The following is a 16,730-nucleotide window of genomic DNA, read 5'->3' as shown; positions in this document are numbered from 1 at the left end:
TTGAGGTCTTTCTTAGCCCGGAGCTTGGTGCCATGCCGCTTGTACTGCGTACTGATGATGTGCAGTGCCTTGTTGTACGCAAACCGCACCGCGCCGAACTGCTGATTTAAGAAATCAGCTTGTTCAGGGGTCGGGTAGAGGCGTACTTTGGTGGCTATTAACATGGCACGGCGCCGCTCAAAACTGTATTTTTATACATAATAGACAGTAAGGGGCGAAGATCAACCCCCAGCAGCGCTAGCGCGCTTCCCGCTTGTATCCCCGCCCGATTGGGCGAGGGTTTACGCGGAATTTTGCTAATTCCCACCCGCCCTTCATTTGCTGGCTCGGACTGGGGCCTACAACAACCCGGACTATCTGCTGCAAAAGGTGACCCGGGCCACTCGGGGCGATGAGATCATCATGCACTTCGAAGGCCAGCCCATCTCCTCCCAGGAGAGCGTGGCGGGAGTGGCCAGCGAGCTCCCCCTCGCCCCAGTGTCATTGGTCGTCGCCCCGCACCTGGAACGCATTTATGCGGAAATGGGCCGACGCTGCATCGGCCGCGAAGGCGACCCGCACCGCTGGGTCAAGCCTGAGTTTCACGGCAAGCGCTTCGGTGAAGCCTCACTGCCCTTCGAGCAGTTTCTCTCGCGGCTTTACATCTACCACTACGACCCCCTGGAAAGTGGCAAACTGGCCAGCGTGGGCGAGGAGGAGCTGGAGCGCGTCAAGGGCTATTTACATCGCAGCTGGGGAGCTACGCGAATCCCTCCCACCGACTTGCAGGCAGAGCCAGGCACAACATGACATAATACGCGGTCTTTCAACGCTCCTGATACGCTGCCATGATACGACTCGATCAACTGCTGGTCAGCCAGGCGCTGGCCAGCTCACGCACCCGCGCCCAGCGCCTCATCAAGAACGGGCGTGTCTTTTTGACCGACGGCACCCCGCTCACCAAGCCTTCCGAAAAGTGGCCCGCCGACACATCACTGCGCGTCGAGGAGGACCCCGAGGAGCGCTACGCTTCCCGGGCAGGCCTTAAACTCGAGGGAGCGCTCACTACGCTGGATATGCGGCTGGAGGGCCTGGGCGTGCTGGATGTGGGCCAGTCCACCGGCGGCTTTACCGACTGCGCCCTGCGCTTCGGAGCCCGCCATGTAGTGGGTGTCGAGGTAGGCCACGACCAGTTGGCCGAAGCGCTGCGCCAGGACCCAAGGGTAGTGTGCCTGGAAGGCTTGAATGCGCGCCACATGAGCACCTCGGCAGCCTTGCTGGAAGTGCTGCGCCAATACCCCATCGAGCTGGCCATCATGGACGTGTCGTTCATTTCTCAAACGCTGATCCTGCCGGAAATCGCCGCCTTGCTACCGGCCAAGGGAAAGCTTATCTCTCTGGTCAAACCGCAGTTCGAGTTGGAGCCCAGCGCGCTGGACAAGCGCGGCGTGGTACGCGACCCAGCCCGCTACAGCGAGGTGGAGCACAAGATACGTGCAGCCTGCCAGAGCTGCGGTTTGCACATCACCCATTGGCAAGAGAGCCCGATCACCGGCGGGGACGGCAATCGGGAGTTCCTGATGCTGGCCAGTCACGAGGCCCCTTAATCCAGATTTTCAGGAGGCAGCGGCTTGCGGGTCTGTACCTTCACCGACTCCCCTTGATCACGGTGCAGCCATACGTCCACCTGCTCGAAGGCCACCCGCACGCCCGCTTCGCGGAATAGCTCATCCACACGGCAGTTCACTTCGTCGGCTGCAAACAGCCGGTCCAGTAGGTCGTTGACGAAGATGCGCAGCTCGAAATTCAGGCTGTGCGGGCCATAGTTGAGGTAGAACACCTGAGGCTCCGGGTCCGCCAGCACGCGCGGGTTTTCATCGGCGGCCTGGCGCAGCAGCTGATGCACCAATGGCAAATCAGAGCCATGCGCTACGCCATAGGTCAGCACCACCCGAGTGACATTGTCCGACAGCGACCAGTTGATCAGCTGGTCGGTGACGAATGTCTTGTTGGGAATGATGATCTCCTTGCGATCGAAGTCGGTCACCGTGGTGGCGCGGATGCGGATACGGCTGACCGTGCCATGCAGGTTACCCAGCGTGATGGTGTCGCCGATTCGAATGGGGCGTTCGAACAGGATGATCAGGCCAGAAATGAAGTTGGCAAAGATCTCCTGCAAACCAAAGCCCAGCCCCACGCTCAACGCCGCCACCAGCCACTGCAACTTGTCCCAGGAAACCCCCAGGGTGGCCAGCGACATGACGACCCCGGTACCCACGATGGTGTAAGAGAGCAGTGAGCTGATGGCGTAGGCGCTGCCCTGCTTCAAGGCCAGCCGCGACAGCACCATCACTTCGAGCAACCCCGGCAGGTTACGCGCCATGATGAAGGTAATGGCGACCACCAACAGCGCGGTGAAAAAGTCGGAAAGGGAGAGCGCGCCGTCCACCAGATCGCCCTCATCGGCGTCCCACAGCGCCACCTGATCCAGATACCCCAGCACTGCCAGCAAGTCCGACCAGACCAGGTAGAGCAGCAGACTGAACCCGATCAGCAGAATGAGCCTGGAGAGCCGCAGCGACTGAGTATTGATCTTCTCCATGTCCAGGGGCGGCTCTTCGACCACTTCGAGACCGCCTTCGGCCCCCTCTTGCACCTGGGCACGCCTTCGCGCCAAAGCGCGCCGATACGCCAGGCGGCGAGCGGCCACCGCCAGGCTGCGGACCACCGTGGCTTCCACCACGACCCACAGCCCCAGCAGGTAAAGAGTCATGGCAAAACGCGCCACTAACCGCAGTGCCGTATATTCGTAGCCCCAGGCCACCAGCCCAAGCATCACCAACGGTACGCTGGCCATGGCCAGCCCCAGGATCAACCGAAACAGCCGCACTCCAAAGACAGGCACGTGGGCCAGAATCAGCTGCATCAACCACCACGCCATGGCCAGCAGCCCCAGCATGAACAGCCCCATGGCCACCGGGCGCATGGCCAGCGGGGTCTCCACCTGCCCAGACATGGCCGCAATCCCTACCACGGGAACCAGCGCCACGCCTAACCCTCCGAGCAGCTGGCGTAATCGAGCATTGTAAGCGGGTGCCCAGGTAAAGTGACGCTCGGCAACGCCATCGGGCACCAGCAGGCGGCGGCCCAAGGCAATCACCCCCCAGCTCAGGCTCAGTTGCAGCAAGGCCGGCGCCAGCCCCATTGCCAGGGCGCCTTCTGCCGTGCGCAGGGCAACGCCAGCCCCCGCCAGCGCCAGCGGGCCAGGCAGCGCCAGCAGCGCATTCATCAGCACTGCTCTGGGCGTGTGCAGCTGCGTATCACTCTTCAAACGGCCTATTTGCGAGTGTAGCCGGGCCAGCGCGGCCTTGATACGGGAGCGTAACCCCAGCAGCGCCAGGCTTAGCAGCAGGAGCGGCGCACCGACCAGCATGTCCCAGCCAAGGCCCTGCCAGCGGTTGGGCAGCACGGCACGCCATTCGCCCTGCTGCCACTCCTGCTGCAGGTAATTGGGTAACTGGCGCACCCAGTTAAGGTCCAGCGGACGACTGTTGGCTACCCAGAAAAGCTGTTCATCGATGGTGGCGCGCAGCTCGTGGGTGGTGGTCAAGAGCTGTTGCTGGTTCAACTGCAGCTCGATGGCGGCGCTCAACAGGCTGCCGTAGGACTGCTCGAGCTGCTCCACCAGCTCACGGCGAGATTGATAAAGCCGCGTCAGGGAGTCCACCAGCCCAGGCGTCACCTCGACACCCGCTTCCTGTAGCCGCTGGGTGGCCAGGCGTTCTCCCTGGCGCAGCTGATCACGCTGGCGTATCAGATCGAATTGCTTGAGGCGCAAGTCGGCAATTTCATCTTGCAGGTCGCGGCGCGGCACGATCACCGGTAGCGACTGGCGCTGTTCCCTGAGTATCCGTGATAGCAGCTGGCTACCGCGAATGGCCTCCATCTGCTCACCAAGACTACGCTGCAACTGACGCACCAGCTCCAATTGGCGCTGGGCTTCGATGTTTTCACGCACGATGGCATTGGCGCGGTCGGTGGCACGCAGCAGCTCGAGGCTCAAGTTCTGGTTCACCTGCTGGGCGCGTAGCACCACCGGATGCCCCTCGGCAATCAATGGATCATCCCGAGCGGCATCTGCAATCGCCTGCTCGGACTGCAGGCGTCGCTGACGATCGATGACCCCTTGCAGCAGGTTCAGCCGCTGCTCCTGATGGTCGATCTGCAACGCCAACAGCTCGCGCCGCTGCTGAGCCAGTTCCCGCAGCCGACTGTTGGCACTGAGCTCACGCTGATTGAGGGACACTTCCTGCTCGGCCAGCGCACGCTCCAGACGCCACTGGATCAACTGCGCATCCTCGCGAGCGGATAGCTGGCGGTCAGCCAGCAACGCTTCGCGGGCATCGTGCTCACGGCGCAAGGTCTCGGCCCGCTGCAAGGCTTCGGAGATGGCTTGCTGGGCACGTTCGGGCAAGGTTTGCGCAGCCAACAGCTGCGAATTGACTTCAGCCAACTGGCTCTGTAGCTGCTGGAGTTCGATCACTGCACTGCTCTGCTGAGCTTCCAGTACGTCCAGCGGCATGTCGCTGAGGCTATCCACGGAGAGCTGTTGGCTCTCTTCCTCGGCTTCTCGCAGCTCTCGTTCGAGTTGCAGCAGCTGTTCAGGGGCCTGGCTGACGCGCTGCTCCAGCGCCCGTTGGCGCTCTTCCAGCGCCTTGAGCCGCTCATAGGCTTGCAGCGCCGCTTCCAGGGCAGCCTGCTCGCGCTGCTGCGCGGCGGTCAGCTCCCCCTCCTGAGACTCCAGTGCAGCCAGCCGCTCGTTCAGAGCACTTTCCGAAGGCACACGCTCGCCGCTTTCGGCCCACCCCACCGGAGATACAACCAGCAGCGCAACACACATCAACACGCCCAGCGCGCCGTTCACTGCTTTCATGGCACTCTTCACCACGTCTAGAAGCCTCATTGACTGGTCAGCCCGTATTATCGGGCAAGGCGCCATTATCAAGCGTAAGGCCTGCCCGCGCAATCCGGCCGGTCACCAGAATATTGGCAGTTGACTTACCTCATCCGCCTGTATAGAACGTCGCTAACATTTATCTACTTTTCATTGCGAGCCATATCCATGGTTATCCGACCCCTGATATTCACAGGCCTGCTGGTTGCTCTGGGCAGCCAGTCGGCCATGGCCGAGACGCGTGGCGATATCGAAGCGCGTATTCGCGCCTTGAATACCGAGCTCTATCAGCTCCGCCAGCAGCTGCAGCAAATTGACGCACCCGAGGCTGCCGCCCAGGGTATTCCACCGACGCCGCTGCCGGAAGAAGTGGCCCTGGAGGACCTGTCCGAACGCCGCCAGCTGGAGCAGCAGTCGACGCGTAACCCGTTTTCCATCACCACCCACCGTACCAATTACCTGTTTCCGGTGAGCTATAACACTAACCAGGACGCCAACAACTTTCGTGAAGTGACCGATGCTTCAGGCCCCAACAACAACGAAGTGAAGTTTCAGTTCAGTGCCAAGTTCAATCTGGCGGAAGACGTGTTTGGCGACATTGGCGACGTCTATTTCGCCTATACCCAGCGAAGCTGGTGGCAGGCCTATAACACTGACGCCTCCTCCCCTTTCCGGGAAACCAACTACGAGCCCGAGGTGTTCATCGATTTCGATAACGCCTGGAGCGCTCTGGGCTGGGTGAATACGCGCAACCGCATCGCCTTCAACCACCAATCCAATGGCCGTTCGGACCCGCTGTCACGGAGCTGGAACCGCGTATACCTGGAAAGCACCTTGCAGCGCGGCAACTGGGCACTGACCCTGGCACCCCACTGGCGCGTTCCAGAGTCGGATGGTGACGACGATAATCCGGATATCGAGCGTTTCATGGGATATGGCGACATTCGTCTGGCCAAGCGCTTGGACAACAATCATGAAGTCGCTGGTCAACTGCGCGGCAACCCGAGCCCGGGCAACCTGGGTACTCAAATCGACTATAGCTGGCCCGCCTTCAATGGGGTGCGAGCACACGTACAGTATTACTACGGGTACGGCGAAAGCATGATCGATTACGACAACCGCGTGCATCGCCTGAGTCTTGGCTTCAGCCTCAACCCGCTGTTCAGCGCCACGGGCCTGAACCGTTGATGCGGAACCACTAAACTTTGGGGTTGTCTATAGAGTGACGGCTGCTATGCTGAAGCTGTCACTCATTCATTCGTCAAAGGAAGACATCATGGCTAAACGTAACACAGACGCCTCCGCACGTGCCGACCAGCTGAAAGAAGACCTGCGCCATCTCAGCGAGACGGTCGAAGAGCTGATGAACGCCACATCGAAAGATGCCAGCGGTGAAATGCGCGACCTGCGTGAGCGTGCCGAACGTCGTTTGAAGGATACTCGTGCCCGCCTGGAAGCCCGCGGCGAGCGCATCTATGAAGACACCCGCGAGTCACTGGCTCAGCAAGCCGATTGCTGCGACCGCTATGTACATGAGAACCCCTGGACCAGCATCGGTATCGGTGCCGCAGCTGGCCTGGTGGTAGGTATGCTGCTCGGTCGTCGCTAATGGCATTGGGTCCAACCCAACGCGTCTTTTCTGCCGCTAAACGCTTGTTGAGGTCACTGTTAGCTAACGGTGAAACCCGCCTGCGTTTGGCGGTGTTGGAATTGGAGGAAGAGCGCGCTCGTTTATTGGTACTACTGTTGTTGGCTGGCGCTAGCCTGCTGCTACTGCTGCTGGGTGTGGCCACGCTGACGGCGCTGGTAGTCGTTCTGTTCTGGGACACCTATCGGCTGACGGCCATTGGCGTGAGTGCTGGCGTACTGATGGCACTCAGCCTGCTGCTGGCCGTGATTGCCATACGTCAGGCAAAGCGGCACTCGCTGCTCAAGGAAACCTTGAAACAGCTAGCAGCCGATCGCGCCCTGCTGGAGGCCAATGATGAAGAACTCGCCGAACGCCGCCGCTAAGGTGACGGACAAGCCGCTAACCCGCCAGCAACGTAAGGCGGCGTTACTGGCCGAGCTGGAGCAGCAGCGTATCGATATACTGGTGAGCAGCGATACGTTACAACGCACTTCCGCGCCGCTCGACCGGCACTGGCGAAGCCTGCGCTTACCGCTGTACGTTGTGGGCGGGCTAGCTGCCCTGCGGCTGGTTCGCCATCCTGGTGGCGCCATGGCCGTCGGCAAACGCGCATTGGCAGGCTATATGCTGCTTCGCAAGCTGAAACTGCTGGCCAAAGTCGCCAGCTGACGAGGCGTTTGCCTGTTCAAAGCCGCCGGATGCCTTGCCTCAGGCGGCTTTTTCAATGGTGATCAACACGCTTGGCCACAGGCGACGCCACTCGCCCAGGCCCACTGGAAGTTGTAACCACCCAACTGGCCCGTGACATCCAGCACTTCGCCAATGAAACGCAGCTGGGGTAAGCCTCGTACTTCAAAATTCTTCGACGAAATGGCCTCGGTACTGATCCCGCCCATGGTCACCTCTGCCGTACGCCAGCCCTCTGTGCCCGCTGGTTTCACCTGCCACTCATTGAGGTACTGTGCCCAGCAGTCGATCGCCTCGTTGCTGTACTGTGCCAATGGCATGGCGGTGGCGTGCTCGGGGTACCACTCCACTATCGCCTGTGCCAGACGTTTGGGAAACCGCTCACCCAGCCAGGTAGACAGCATGCGCTTGGGAGTTTGCTCACGCGCATGACGCAGCGAAGCCGCCACCTCCTCACCCGGCAATAAATCAATCGTAATGGCGCTACCGGGCTGCCAGACGCTCGAAATCTGGAGCATCGCCGGCCCCGACAGCCCCCGGTGGGTAAACAGCATGGGCTCATTGAAGCGCCCTTGACCACAGCTGACCGATACCGGCACGCTGAGCCCTGACAGCGTTTCAGCACGCGCTTTCCAGACATCACTGAGCGTGAAGGGCACCAGCCCAGGCCGAGTAGGCAACACCTCAAGTCCAAATTGACGGGCGAGATCGTAACCGAAGCCCGAAGCCCCCATGGTGGGAATGGAGAGCCCCCCCGTGGCCACTACCAACACGCCACAGCTGATGGTGCCCATCGAAGTAGTCAACTGCATTCCCTCGCCCAAGCGCTCCACCTTGGAAATGGACGTCTTCAATGCCAGTTCGACGCCGGCCCATTCACATTCGGTCAGCAGGACTCTCACGATCTCCTTGGCGGAGTCGGCACAAAAGAGTTGCCCCGGCGCTTTTTCCACATACTCCACGCCATGGCGCTCCACCAGAGATACAAAATGTTCTGGACGGTAACGTTTCAACGCAGAAATGCAAAAATAAGGATTTTCCGAATAAAAATGGCTTGGTGAGGCATCAAGGTTGGTAAAGTTACAACGGCCTCCTCCCGACATGAGGATTTTCTTGCCCGGTTTATTGGCATGGTCAACCACCAGCACGCGCCGCCCTGCATAACCTGCTTGAGCCGCACACATCAACCCGGCAGCACCTGCGCCAATAACGACGACGTCGTAAACCATCCTGGAAGCCCTACATGAAAAGCTGACTATCTTAGCAGCAGAGAGGCTGCTCAGCACTTTACAAGCCAAAAATATATGTACATACAATGTACAACAAATATCTTTTCATTCCGTTATCTTGCCGTTTGCCCTTATCACGGCAGTCGATTTCAGGATAATGCAGGTCACCTCTGTTTACGTTGAGACGCCAATGCTTGTTTACAAACGCCTCTTCTGCTGTCTGCTGCTGGCCACTTTGCCGCCATACGCCATAGCACAAACCCCGCCCCCCGTGATCGGCCACTACGCCACGGCTACCGCCTGGTCCGACCCATTAGAAGCCCTGGGCACCCTGCGTGCCGACGAAAGCGTCACGCTGTCAGCTACCGTGACCGATACCATTGCCGAAATCACCTTCGAAGATGGTGCCCAGGTCGAACAGGGCGAGCTGCTGATACGCCTTGAAGATGCCGAGGAGCAGGCGCTGCTGAGGGCAGCACGGGCGATCACCGATGAGCGCCGTAACGCGGTGGGCAGAACGTCTCAACTTCAGGAACGCAACTTGGCCCCCCGCGCCGAACTGGAAGATACCCAAGCGCGGCTGAGGCAGGCAGAGGCCGATGCCCAGGCGTTAGAGGCACGCCTGGCCAACTACCGGATAGTGGCACCGTTCAGTGGTCGCGTCGGCTTTCGTAATGTCAGCGCTGGCGCACTGGTGACCCCGGGCATGGAGCTGGTGACCCTCGACAAGCTGGATGTCATGAAGCTGGACTTTACCGTACCGGAAGTGTTTCTGGGCCGCCTGTCGGCAGGGCTGGCGCTGAGCGCGACCACCGCCGCCTACCCGGATGATGTCTTCCGCGGTGAAATCGCCAGTATTGGTACCCGTATCGATCCGGTATCTCGCAGTATCAGTGTGCGGGCCGAGCTGGCCAACCCAGAGCTGCGCCTGCGCCCCGGCATGTTGATGGAGGTGGTCGTGCAGCAACGCGTGCGCAATACGCTGGTACTGCCGGAAGCCGCTATCGAGCCGAGCGGCAATCGCCATTTCGTGATGGTCATTCACGAGGAGGAAGGAGAACATCGCCTGGAGCGCCGAGAGGTCGCCTTGGGTGAGCGTCGCAGTGGCGAAGTGGAAGTGCTCGAAGGCGTGGCAGATGGCGAACTGGTGGCAGTACACGGTCTGCAGCTGGCACGAGATGGCCAGCAGGTACGTTTACTGGGCATCACCGATGAAGAGACCAGCATCCGTACCCTGCTGGAGGCTGACCGCTGATGCGCTTATCCGACATCTCCGTACAGCGTCCGGTGCTGGCCATGGTCATCGCCGCGCTGATCGTGGCCTTCGGCCTGCTAGCGCTGAATCGCCTGCCGCTGCAGGAGTACCCTACGGTCGACCCACCGGTCGTCAGCATCGATACACGTTACCCCGGCGCCTCGGCCAGCGTGGTCGAAACCCGCATTACCCAGGTGCTGGAAGACCGTATTGCCGGGGTAGAAGGCATCGAGCTGATCACGTCTCAAAGCGAAGATGGCCGTTCGCGCATTCAGATCGAGTTTGCCATCAGCATGGATATCGACGCGGCCGCCAACGACGTCCGCGACCGCATATCGGGCGCCCTGCGCAACCTTCCCGATGATGCCGACAACCCTGAAGTCACCAAGGCCGACAGCAGCGATGAAATCGTCATCTGGCTGAGTCTCTCAGGGGCGGACTACTCGATCACCGAGCTTACCGACTACGCCAACCGCTTTCTGGTGGACAGCCTGTCGGTGCAGCCGGGGGTAGCCAGGGTGCGCGTGGGCGGCGGGCGTGACTACGCCATGCGTGTCTGGCTGGACCGCAACGCGCTGGCAGCACGGGGCCTCACCGTGGGTGATATCGAGGACGCCCTGCGCGCCGAAAACGTCGAGCTGCCCGCTGGCTCCATCGAGTCCGATGATCGCCAGTTCATCGTACGGCTACCGCGCAATTTCGCCACCGCCGATGACTTTCAGCGGCTGGCGGTTACCCAGGGCAACAACGGGCACCTGATTCGTCTGGCCGATGTGGCCCGAGTGGAAGTGGGCTCGGTAGAAGACCGTTCGGTGTTTCGTGCCAACGGCGTGCCCATGGTGGGGCTAGGCATGATCATGCAGTCCACCGCCAACGTGGTGGAGCTTTCCGAAGCGGTGCAACAGGAGCTGGAGCGCTTGCAAGGCACCCTGCCCGAGGGCATGTCATTGACGCTCAACTACGACGCCTCGGTGTTCGTGTCGGGTGCCATCGACCAGGTGGTCATGACGCTGTTCATCGCCATGGGGCTGGTGGTGATCGTGATTTTCCTGTTCCTGGGCAATCTGCGAACCACCATCGTGCCCGCCGTGACCGTCCCCATCGCCGTGATTGGCGCCTTTACCGCGCTGGCTGTCATGAATTTCTCGATCAACCTGCTGACGCTGCTAGCGCTGGTACTGGCCATTGGCCTGATCGTCGACGACGCCATCGTGGTGCTGGAAAACATCAACCGACGCATGCACGATTACGGTGAGACACCGCTGGTGGCGGCCTTCCGCGGCACTCGTCAAATCGCTTTTGCGGTCATTGCCACGACCCTCGTGCTGGTAGCCGTGTTCGTGCCGCTGAGCATGCTGCAGGGTGACATCGGCCGTCTGTTTTCCGAATTTGCGCTGACCATGGCCGCCGCGGTGGTCGTCTCCACGCTGCTGGCCCTGACCCTGACCCCCATGATGGCTTCCAAGATCCTCAAGCCGGGGATGCACGATAGCCGCATTGGCCAAGGAGTGCAGTGGCTGCTGGACGGCGCTCGAAAGCGTTACCAGCGCGCGCTGGAGGTCGTGCTGGCATTCAGATGGGTGGTGGTGGCCCTGTTTGCCCTGCTGGTGGCAGGCACTGCCTGGCTGGCGTCGGTGCTGCCCAGTGAGTACACCCCTCAAGAAGACCGCGGCAACTTCATCGTGCTGGTCAACGGGCCCGAAGGCGCCACCTTCGATTACATGATGGATTACATGGATGAGATCGAAGCACGCCTGACACCCTTCGTCGATAGCGGCGAGCTGGAGCGCGTGGTGGTGCGGGCACCGCGAGGGTTCGGCAATATCGAAAACTTCAACAGCGGTTTCATCATCGTCAACATGGCCGACTGGGGCAGCCGCCGCAGCGCCTGGGAGATCATGGCGGACGTGAGGCAAACCCTGGGCTCTTTGCCGGGCGTGCAAGCCTTCCCGGTCATGCGCCAGGGGTTTGGTCAACGCACCCAGAAACCGGTCCAGTTCGTGCTAGGGGGCGGCACTTACGAGGAGCTGGCCAGCTGGCGGGATACGCTGGTCAACCATATTCGCGAGCACAACCCGCGCCTGACCGCCGTAGAGAGCAATTACAACGAAACCCAGCCGCAGCTCCGGGTCGACATCAACTACGAACGGGCCGCCGCGCTGGGGGTCACCGTCACGGAAATAGGCCGGACGCTGGAGGTGCTGCTCGGTGGGCGCAACGTGACCCGTTACGTGGATGACGGCGAAGAGTACGATGTGATTCTGGAAGGCGACCGTGGCCGCCAGAATAGCCCGCGAGCGCTGGACAATATCCAGGTACGCTCCGCGCGGTCCGGTGAACTGATTCCGCTCGCCAGCCTGGTGACGCTCTCTGACTTTGCTGGTGCCAGCACGCTCAACCGCTTCGACCGCGTGCGCGCCATTACCATCGAGGCCAACCTGGCCGATGGCTACCCCTTGGGTGAAGCGCTGGCCTACCTGCAAGACACCGCGAACACCATTCTGCCAGAAGAAGTGCAGACCAATCTGGCAGGCCCGTCTCGAGACTTCCAGCAGGCCAGCGGGGCGACGACCTTTCTGCTGGTGCTTGGCGCCGTGGTGGTATTCCTGGTGCTTGCCGCCCAGTTCGAGAGCCTGATTCACCCCTTCGTGATCATGCTGACGGTGCCGCTGGCCATGAGCGGTGCCCTGCTGGCCCTGCTGCTGACCGGCCAGTCATTGAATATCTACAGTCAGGTGGGGCTGGTGCTGCTGATAGGATTGGCGGCCAAGAATGGCATCCTGATCGTCGAGTTCGCCAACCAGCTGCGCGATGAGGGTCAGGCCTTTCGCTCGGCCCTGATCGAAGCGTCGGTGACCCGCCTGCGGCCCATTTTGATGACGGCGGTGACCACCATGGCCGGGGCGATCCCGCTGATCGTTTCCAGTGGCCCTGGCGCAGAGTCTCGCCTGGTGATTGGCACGGTGATCATGGCGGGGGTCGGCGCAGCCACGGTGTTTACGCTGTTCGTGGTGCCGGTGGCCTACGACTTGCTGGCACGCTACTCAGGCTCGCCAGGCGCCGTCAAACGGCAGCTGGAAGAAGAAATTGCCAATGCGCCGGAGGCCGACCACGAACCGCTGGCTACGCCCGAGCGCTAGGCAACCTCTTCTACCGAGTAGACAGACAACAAGGGCGCCAAAAGGCGCCCTTGTTGTTGAAAACCGCTGCTGAAGATCGTTAAAGCAGTGCGTACGGTTACTCGCAGTCGCCGATGCGCTCGCCTTCGATCACGGTGTTCATGGTCAATTCGCCCATGGGTGACTGGGTGAAGATGTCCACGCTGCCTTCGATACGCTCACCCATGAAGCGCATTTCACCATCGATATTGGCTTCGCCACCTTCAGCACGGCACACCATGCTGTACGAAAGGCCATCGGCGTTCATGTCCTGGTGCTGCAGCTCGCAGCCCTCTTCTTCTTCGATGAAGCCAAACTCTGCGCCATCCAGCTCTTCCTGGGTGATGCACTGACGCTCGGTTTCGGTCTGATCGGGAATCTGCATGTCACCGCTGATACTGGTTACGCTGACGAACTCCCATTCGCCAGGCGTCACGTTCGGTGTTTCCGCCAGAGCAACCATCGGGAAGGCCAATAAGGCCGCTACTGCCATGTGACGTTTCATCATCGCTTTTTCTCACTAGGTTAATTGGGTAAACCCGCTCTTATCCTACCTGAATCATCCCGCTTGTGCCCGCCCCGGACAGGGCTGTTACACTGGATATCCTTTTTCTGCCTGACAGGCAACCACCATGCATGACGACGCGCTGGCCCCCCATGACTTCTACTGCCCCTATTGTGACACGCCTCTGACCTTCATGATCGACACGTCACAGGGCAGCCACGACACCTGGGAAGATTGCCATCAATGCTGCGCCCCCATCCGGCTTCAGGTGGTGATCTCACCTTTCACAGGCGAACTCGACGCCGTCATCACCGGCCGTGACGACGACGTCTTGTGAGCCATGGTCAGGCCACGTCATCCTGCTGCATCTGAGCCACCCGCCTGGCCTCGCTGCGGCGCATGAAGTACCACGCCAGCAGCGTCGCCAACGAGACGGTCAGAATGATCAGCGTGGCCAACGCATTGATCTTGGGCGAGACGCCCATGCGCACGGAGGAGAACACCACCATGGGCAGCGTATTGGCTCCCGGGCCCGATACGAAGCTGGCGATCACCAGGTCATCCAGCGACAGCGTGAACGCCAGCAGCCAGCCTGCCGCCAGGGCAGGCGCAATGACCGGCAGCGTCACGCTGAAGAATGTCTTGACCGGCGGCGAGCCAAGGTCCATGGCCGCCTCTTCGATGGAACGATCCAGTTCCCGGAGACGCGCCGACACCACCACCGCCACATAGGCACTGCAGAACGTGGTGTGGGCAATCCATATCGTCGCCATCCCTCGGTCCGCGGGCCAGCCAATCAGTTGCGCCATCTGCACGAACAGCAGCAGCAGGGAAAGCCCGGTGATCACTTCGGGCATGACCAGTGGTGCCGTCACCATGCTGGAGAGCGCCGTCTTGCCCCGAAAGTGCCCGTAGCGAGTCATCACGAAAGCCGCCACCGTGCCCAGGCACACCGCCATGCTGGCAGCGAAAAAGGCGATCTTGAGACTGGTCCATACCGCCGAGAGAATCTGCCGATCCCGAAACAGCTCGCCGTACCAGTGGGTCGAGAAGCCCGCCCACACCGTCACCAGGCGCGATGAGTTGAACGAGTAGAACACCAGCACGAACATCGGCAGATAGAGAAACAGCAGGCCAAGCACCAGCATCACCGTGGTAAAGCTGGGGCGCCGAGAGGACGTCATCATTGCTCGAGCTCCCGTGACTGGTAGCGGTGGAACCATACGATGGGGATCAACAACAGCAACAGCATGACCATCGCCAACGCCGCAGCCACCGGCCAATCACGATTCAGGAAGAACTCTTCCCAAAGCACCTTGCCGATCATCAGGGTGTCAGGCCCTCCCAACAGCTCGGGGATCACGAACTCACCCACCGCAGGAATGAACACCAGCATGGAACCCGCTACGATGCCTCCCATGGAAAGCGGCAAGGTGACTTTCAGGAAGGTATTCACTTTACGCGACCCCAGGTCTGAGGCCGCTTCCAACAGTGACGTATCCAGACGCGTCAGATGGGCATACAGCGGCAGCACCATGAACGGCAGGTAGGCATACACGATACCCACGACGACCGCAAACTGGGTATTCATCATGCGTAGCGGCGAGTCGATGAGGCCGATGCTCAGCAGCAGATTGTTAATCAGGCCATTGTTGCTGAGTATGCCCATCCACGCATACACGCGGATCAGAAACGACGTCCAGGAGGGCAGCATCACCAGCAGCAGCAGAATCAACTGCCAGCGCCCCGGGGCACGGGCCATGGCATAGGCCATGGGATAACCGAGCAGCAAGCACACCACCGTGGCGGTAAATGCCGTCTTGATGGAGCCCCAGTAAGCCGCGACATACAGCGAGTCGGTCAGCAGAAACAGATAGTTGCCGACATTCAGAAAGATACTCAAGGTTTGATCGGCATACTCGACCAGCGGCCCGTAGGGAGGAATGGCAATCGCCCCTTCGGCAAGGCTGATCTTGAGCACCAACGCAAAGGGCAGCAAAAAGAACAGCGTGAGCCACACCAGCGGGAATGCGATTACCGCACGCCGCCCCAGCTGCAGACGCTTGATCATGCCGGTAAAGCCAGATGGCATCATGGTAGGCAATCTCCTTCAAGAGACCGAATCATCAGCGATTCAGCACGATAGCGCTGTGATCTTCCCAATAAACGTACACGCTATCCTCCCAGGTGGGACGATCACCGCGCCGCTCCGTGTTGGCCATGCTCACCTTGATCAACTTGCCCGAGGCCGTACGCACGTAATACAGCGAATACCCCCCCAGATAGGCAATGTCGTCCACCTTGCCGGCCTCCCAGTTGTACTCACCGACAGGCTGTTCGCGGGTCAGCCAGATTTTCTCGGGCCGCAGGGCTGCCCATACTCGACGGTCCACCGCCTGGGTGGTGATCCCGTGGTCGAGATAGATCGGCCGTGAAAGCGCAGGGCTGGCGATGCGGCAATGATCCGCCGCGTCTTCGATGATCTCCCCTTCGAACAGGTTCACGGTACCGACGAATTCAGCCACCATTCGGCTAGCAGGGCTTTCGTAGATATCGACCGGAGAGCCCACCTGCTCGATCCAACCATCGGCCATGATCGCCACGCGATCCGCCATGGTCATGGCCTCTTCCTGATCGTGAGTCACCATGATGCAGGTAACGCCTACCTGTTCGATGATCTCGACCACTTCCAGCTGCATTTCCGTGCGCAGCTTCTTGTCGAGGGCGCCCATGGGCTCGTCCAGCAGCAAGAGCCTGGGCCGTTTGGCCAGCGAACGCGCCAACGCCACCCGCTGGCGCTGGCCGCCAGAAAGCTGATGCGGCTTGCGCTTGGCAAAGCGTTCCATATGCACCAGTTTCAGCATCTGGGCCACTCGCGCCTCGATTTCCGCCTTGGGCAGCTTGTCCTGTTTCAACCCGAAGGCGATGTTCTGCGCCACCGTCATATGCGGAAATAGCGCATAGGATTGAAACATCATGTTGATCGGGCGCTTGTGCGGCGGCATGTCGGTAATGTTTTCGCCACTCAACAGGATGCGACCTTCGCTCGGCGTCTCGAAGCCCGCCAGCATGCGCAGCAGGGTCGACTTGCCAGACCCCGAGCCCCCCAACAGGGCGAAGATTTCGCCGCGTTTGACCTGCAAATTCACGTCATCCACCGCCAGCGCGTCATCGAAGCGCTTGCTCAGGCGTTTGACTTCCAACACGATATCCTCGGCAAAACGGGGTGCCTTTCCCTGTGGTCTCATCGACGGGGGAAGGGCAGATGACGAGGATGAAGTGTCGTTCGACAGGGGCGTAGTGACCATTCGCCACTCCCATCAAAAGGCCCGA

The 16,730-nt window shown here is 60.6% G+C and carries 15 protein-coding genes and 1 pseudogene; 9 read left to right on the top strand and 7 right to left on the bottom strand.

Annotation, left to right across the window (positions count from 1 at the left end):
* A partial coding sequence (locus CWI66_RS13190; RefSeq protein ID WP_157808976.1) for a helix-turn-helix domain-containing protein occupies positions 1-164 on the bottom strand: 164 nt, incomplete at its 3' end.
* A 172-nt stretch (positions 165-336) separates the two neighbouring features.
* Here CWI66_RS13190 and CWI66_RS13185 point away from each other — a divergent pair.
* A pseudogene (locus tag CWI66_RS13185) lies at positions 337-789 on the top strand (hypothetical protein); the annotation flags it as partial.
* A 38-nt stretch (positions 790-827) separates the two neighbouring features.
* The gene (locus CWI66_RS13180) at positions 828-1,586 is read left to right on the top strand and encodes a TlyA family RNA methyltransferase (RefSeq protein WP_016914407.1); all 759 of its coding nucleotides are present in this window, start codon (positions 828-830) and stop codon (positions 1,584-1,586) included.
* Here CWI66_RS13180 and mscK read toward each other — a convergent pair.
* The gene (mscK, locus tag CWI66_RS13175; RefSeq protein ID WP_446718684.1) at positions 1,583-4,912 is read right to left on the bottom strand and encodes a mechanosensitive channel MscK; all 3,330 of its coding nucleotides are present in this window, start codon (positions 4,910-4,912) and stop codon (positions 1,583-1,585) included. The two genes, CWI66_RS13180 and mscK, sit on opposite strands and share 4 nt — an antisense overlap.
* A gap of 189 nt (positions 4,913-5,101) precedes the next feature.
* On the opposite strand from mscK, the gene CWI66_RS13170 reads away from it, so the two are divergent.
* The 4 genes from CWI66_RS13170 to CWI66_RS13155 all read left to right on the top strand — a co-directional run bounded on the left by CWI66_RS13170 (position 5,102) and on the right by CWI66_RS13155 (position 7,232).
* A complete protein-coding gene (locus CWI66_RS13170; protein ID WP_100731927.1) occupies positions 5,102-6,121 on the top strand; it encodes a phospholipase A in 1,020 nt (339 codons plus the stop codon).
* A gap of 88 nt (positions 6,122-6,209) precedes the next feature.
* Positions 6,210-6,542: a DUF883 family protein gene (locus CWI66_RS13165; RefSeq protein ID WP_016914410.1), complete on the top strand. Its 333-nt coding sequence runs from the start codon at positions 6,210-6,212 to the stop codon at positions 6,540-6,542.
* Positions 6,542-6,946: a phage holin family protein gene (locus tag CWI66_RS13160; RefSeq protein WP_081137592.1), complete on the top strand. Its 405-nt coding sequence runs from the start codon at positions 6,542-6,544 to the stop codon at positions 6,944-6,946. The genes CWI66_RS13165 and CWI66_RS13160 overlap by 1 nt, the downstream gene beginning before the upstream one ends.
* On the top strand, positions 6,918-7,232 hold the full coding sequence (locus CWI66_RS13155; protein ID WP_081137590.1) for a YqjK-like family protein: 315 nt from the start codon (positions 6,918-6,920) through the stop codon (positions 7,230-7,232). Before CWI66_RS13160 ends, CWI66_RS13155 begins: the two co-directional genes overlap by 29 nt.
* Positions 7,233-7,294: 62 nt before the next feature.
* Here CWI66_RS13155 and CWI66_RS13150 read toward each other — a convergent pair whose 3' ends face one another.
* Positions 7,295-8,479 carry an NAD(P)/FAD-dependent oxidoreductase gene (locus CWI66_RS13150; RefSeq protein ID WP_039181033.1) on the bottom strand — a complete coding sequence of 395 codons (1,185 nt, stop codon included), beginning with the start codon at positions 8,477-8,479 and terminating at the stop codon, positions 7,295-7,297.
* Between the two features lie 190 nt (positions 8,480-8,669).
* On the opposite strand from CWI66_RS13150, the gene CWI66_RS13145 reads away from it, so the two are divergent.
* Together CWI66_RS13145 and CWI66_RS13140 are read left to right on the top strand one after the other, a co-directional pair.
* Positions 8,670-9,734 (top strand): efflux RND transporter periplasmic adaptor subunit, encoded by a 1,065-nt coding sequence (locus CWI66_RS13145; RefSeq protein ID WP_100731926.1) that lies wholly within the window; start codon positions 8,670-8,672, stop codon positions 9,732-9,734.
* Positions 9,734-12,874 (top strand): efflux RND transporter permease subunit, encoded by a 3,141-nt coding sequence (locus tag CWI66_RS13140; protein WP_100731925.1) that lies wholly within the window; start codon positions 9,734-9,736, stop codon positions 12,872-12,874. The genes CWI66_RS13145 and CWI66_RS13140 overlap by 1 nt, the downstream gene beginning before the upstream one ends.
* A 97-nt stretch (positions 12,875-12,971) precedes the next feature.
* On the opposite strand, the gene CWI66_RS13135 is transcribed toward CWI66_RS13140, so the two are convergent.
* The gene (locus tag CWI66_RS13135; RefSeq protein ID WP_016914416.1) at positions 12,972-13,400 is read right to left on the bottom strand and encodes a DUF3617 domain-containing protein; all 429 of its coding nucleotides are present in this window, start codon (positions 13,398-13,400) and stop codon (positions 12,972-12,974) included.
* A gap of 124 nt (positions 13,401-13,524) precedes the next feature.
* Here CWI66_RS13135 and CWI66_RS13130 point away from each other — a divergent pair, with 124 nt between their 5' ends.
* A complete protein-coding gene (locus CWI66_RS13130) occupies positions 13,525-13,734 on the top strand; it encodes a CPXCG motif-containing cysteine-rich protein (RefSeq protein ID WP_081137584.1) in 210 nt (69 codons plus the stop codon).
* A gap of 7 nt (positions 13,735-13,741) precedes the next feature.
* On the opposite strand, the gene CWI66_RS13125 is transcribed toward CWI66_RS13130, so the two are convergent.
* Genes CWI66_RS13125 through CWI66_RS13115 form a run of 3 tightly spaced genes read right to left on the bottom strand, consistent with a single transcriptional unit; the run spans position 13,742 to position 16,705 of the window.
* Positions 13,742-14,584, bottom strand: coding sequence for an ABC transporter permease subunit (locus tag CWI66_RS13125; RefSeq protein ID WP_016914418.1), 843 nt, complete (start codon positions 14,582-14,584; stop codon positions 13,742-13,744).
* The gene (locus tag CWI66_RS13120; protein WP_100731924.1) at positions 14,581-15,492 is read right to left on the bottom strand and encodes an ABC transporter permease subunit; all 912 of its coding nucleotides are present in this window, start codon (positions 15,490-15,492) and stop codon (positions 14,581-14,583) included. The genes CWI66_RS13125 and CWI66_RS13120 overlap by 4 nt, the downstream gene beginning before the upstream one ends.
* Positions 15,493-15,523: 31 nt before the next feature.
* Positions 15,524-16,705 carry an ABC transporter ATP-binding protein gene (locus CWI66_RS13115; protein WP_100731923.1) on the bottom strand — a complete coding sequence of 394 codons (1,182 nt, stop codon included), beginning with the start codon at positions 16,703-16,705 and terminating at the stop codon, positions 15,524-15,526.
* Between the last annotated feature and the right edge of the window lie 25 nt (positions 16,706-16,730).

It is taken from the genome of Halomonas sp. 141, from assembly GCF_002810305.1.
Taxonomy (GTDB): domain Bacteria; phylum Pseudomonadota; class Gammaproteobacteria; order Pseudomonadales; family Halomonadaceae; genus Vreelandella; species Vreelandella stevensii.
This window is presented reverse-complemented; position numbering and strand designations above follow the sequence as displayed.

What these genes read in the sequence shown, in the direction of transcription:
- CWI66_RS13135 (WP_016914416.1), bottom strand. Translation starts at nt 13,400, where the DNA reads ATGATGAAACGTCACATGGCAGTAGCGGCCTTATTGGCCTTCCCGATG.
- CWI66_RS13160 (WP_081137592.1), top strand. Translation starts at nt 6,542, where the DNA reads ATGGCATTGGGTCCAACCCAACGCGTCTTTTCTGCCGCTAAACGCTTG.
- CWI66_RS13180 (WP_016914407.1), top strand. Translation starts at nt 828, where the DNA reads ATGATACGACTCGATCAACTGCTGGTCAGCCAGGCGCTGGCCAGCTCA.
- CWI66_RS13140 (WP_100731925.1), top strand. Translation starts at nt 9,734, where the DNA reads ATGCGCTTATCCGACATCTCCGTACAGCGTCCGGTGCTGGCCATGGTC.
- CWI66_RS13165 (WP_016914410.1), top strand. Translation starts at nt 6,210, where the DNA reads ATGGCTAAACGTAACACAGACGCCTCCGCACGTGCCGACCAGCTGAAA.
- CWI66_RS13130 (WP_081137584.1), top strand. Translation starts at nt 13,525, where the DNA reads ATGCATGACGACGCGCTGGCCCCCCATGACTTCTACTGCCCCTATTGT.
- CWI66_RS13155 (WP_081137590.1), top strand. Translation starts at nt 6,918, where the DNA reads ATGAAGAACTCGCCGAACGCCGCCGCTAAGGTGACGGACAAGCCGCTA.
- CWI66_RS13125 (WP_016914418.1), bottom strand. Translation starts at nt 14,584, where the DNA reads ATGATGACGTCCTCTCGGCGCCCCAGCTTTACCACGGTGATGCTGGTG.
- CWI66_RS13150 (WP_039181033.1), bottom strand. Translation starts at nt 8,479, where the DNA reads ATGGTTTACGACGTCGTCGTTATTGGCGCAGGTGCTGCCGGGTTGATG.
- CWI66_RS13170 (WP_100731927.1), top strand. Translation starts at nt 5,102, where the DNA reads ATGGTTATCCGACCCCTGATATTCACAGGCCTGCTGGTTGCTCTGGGC.
- CWI66_RS13120 (WP_100731924.1), bottom strand. Translation starts at nt 15,492, where the DNA reads ATGATGCCATCTGGCTTTACCGGCATGATCAAGCGTCTGCAGCTGGGG.
- mscK (WP_446718684.1), bottom strand. Translation starts at nt 4,912, where the DNA reads ATGAAAGCAGTGAACGGCGCGCTGGGCGTGTTGATGTGTGTTGCGCTG.
- CWI66_RS13145 (WP_100731926.1), top strand. Translation starts at nt 8,670, where the DNA reads ATGCTTGTTTACAAACGCCTCTTCTGCTGTCTGCTGCTGGCCACTTTG.
- CWI66_RS13115 (WP_100731923.1), bottom strand. Translation starts at nt 16,705, where the DNA reads ATGGTCACTACGCCCCTGTCGAACGACACTTCATCCTCGTCATCTGCC.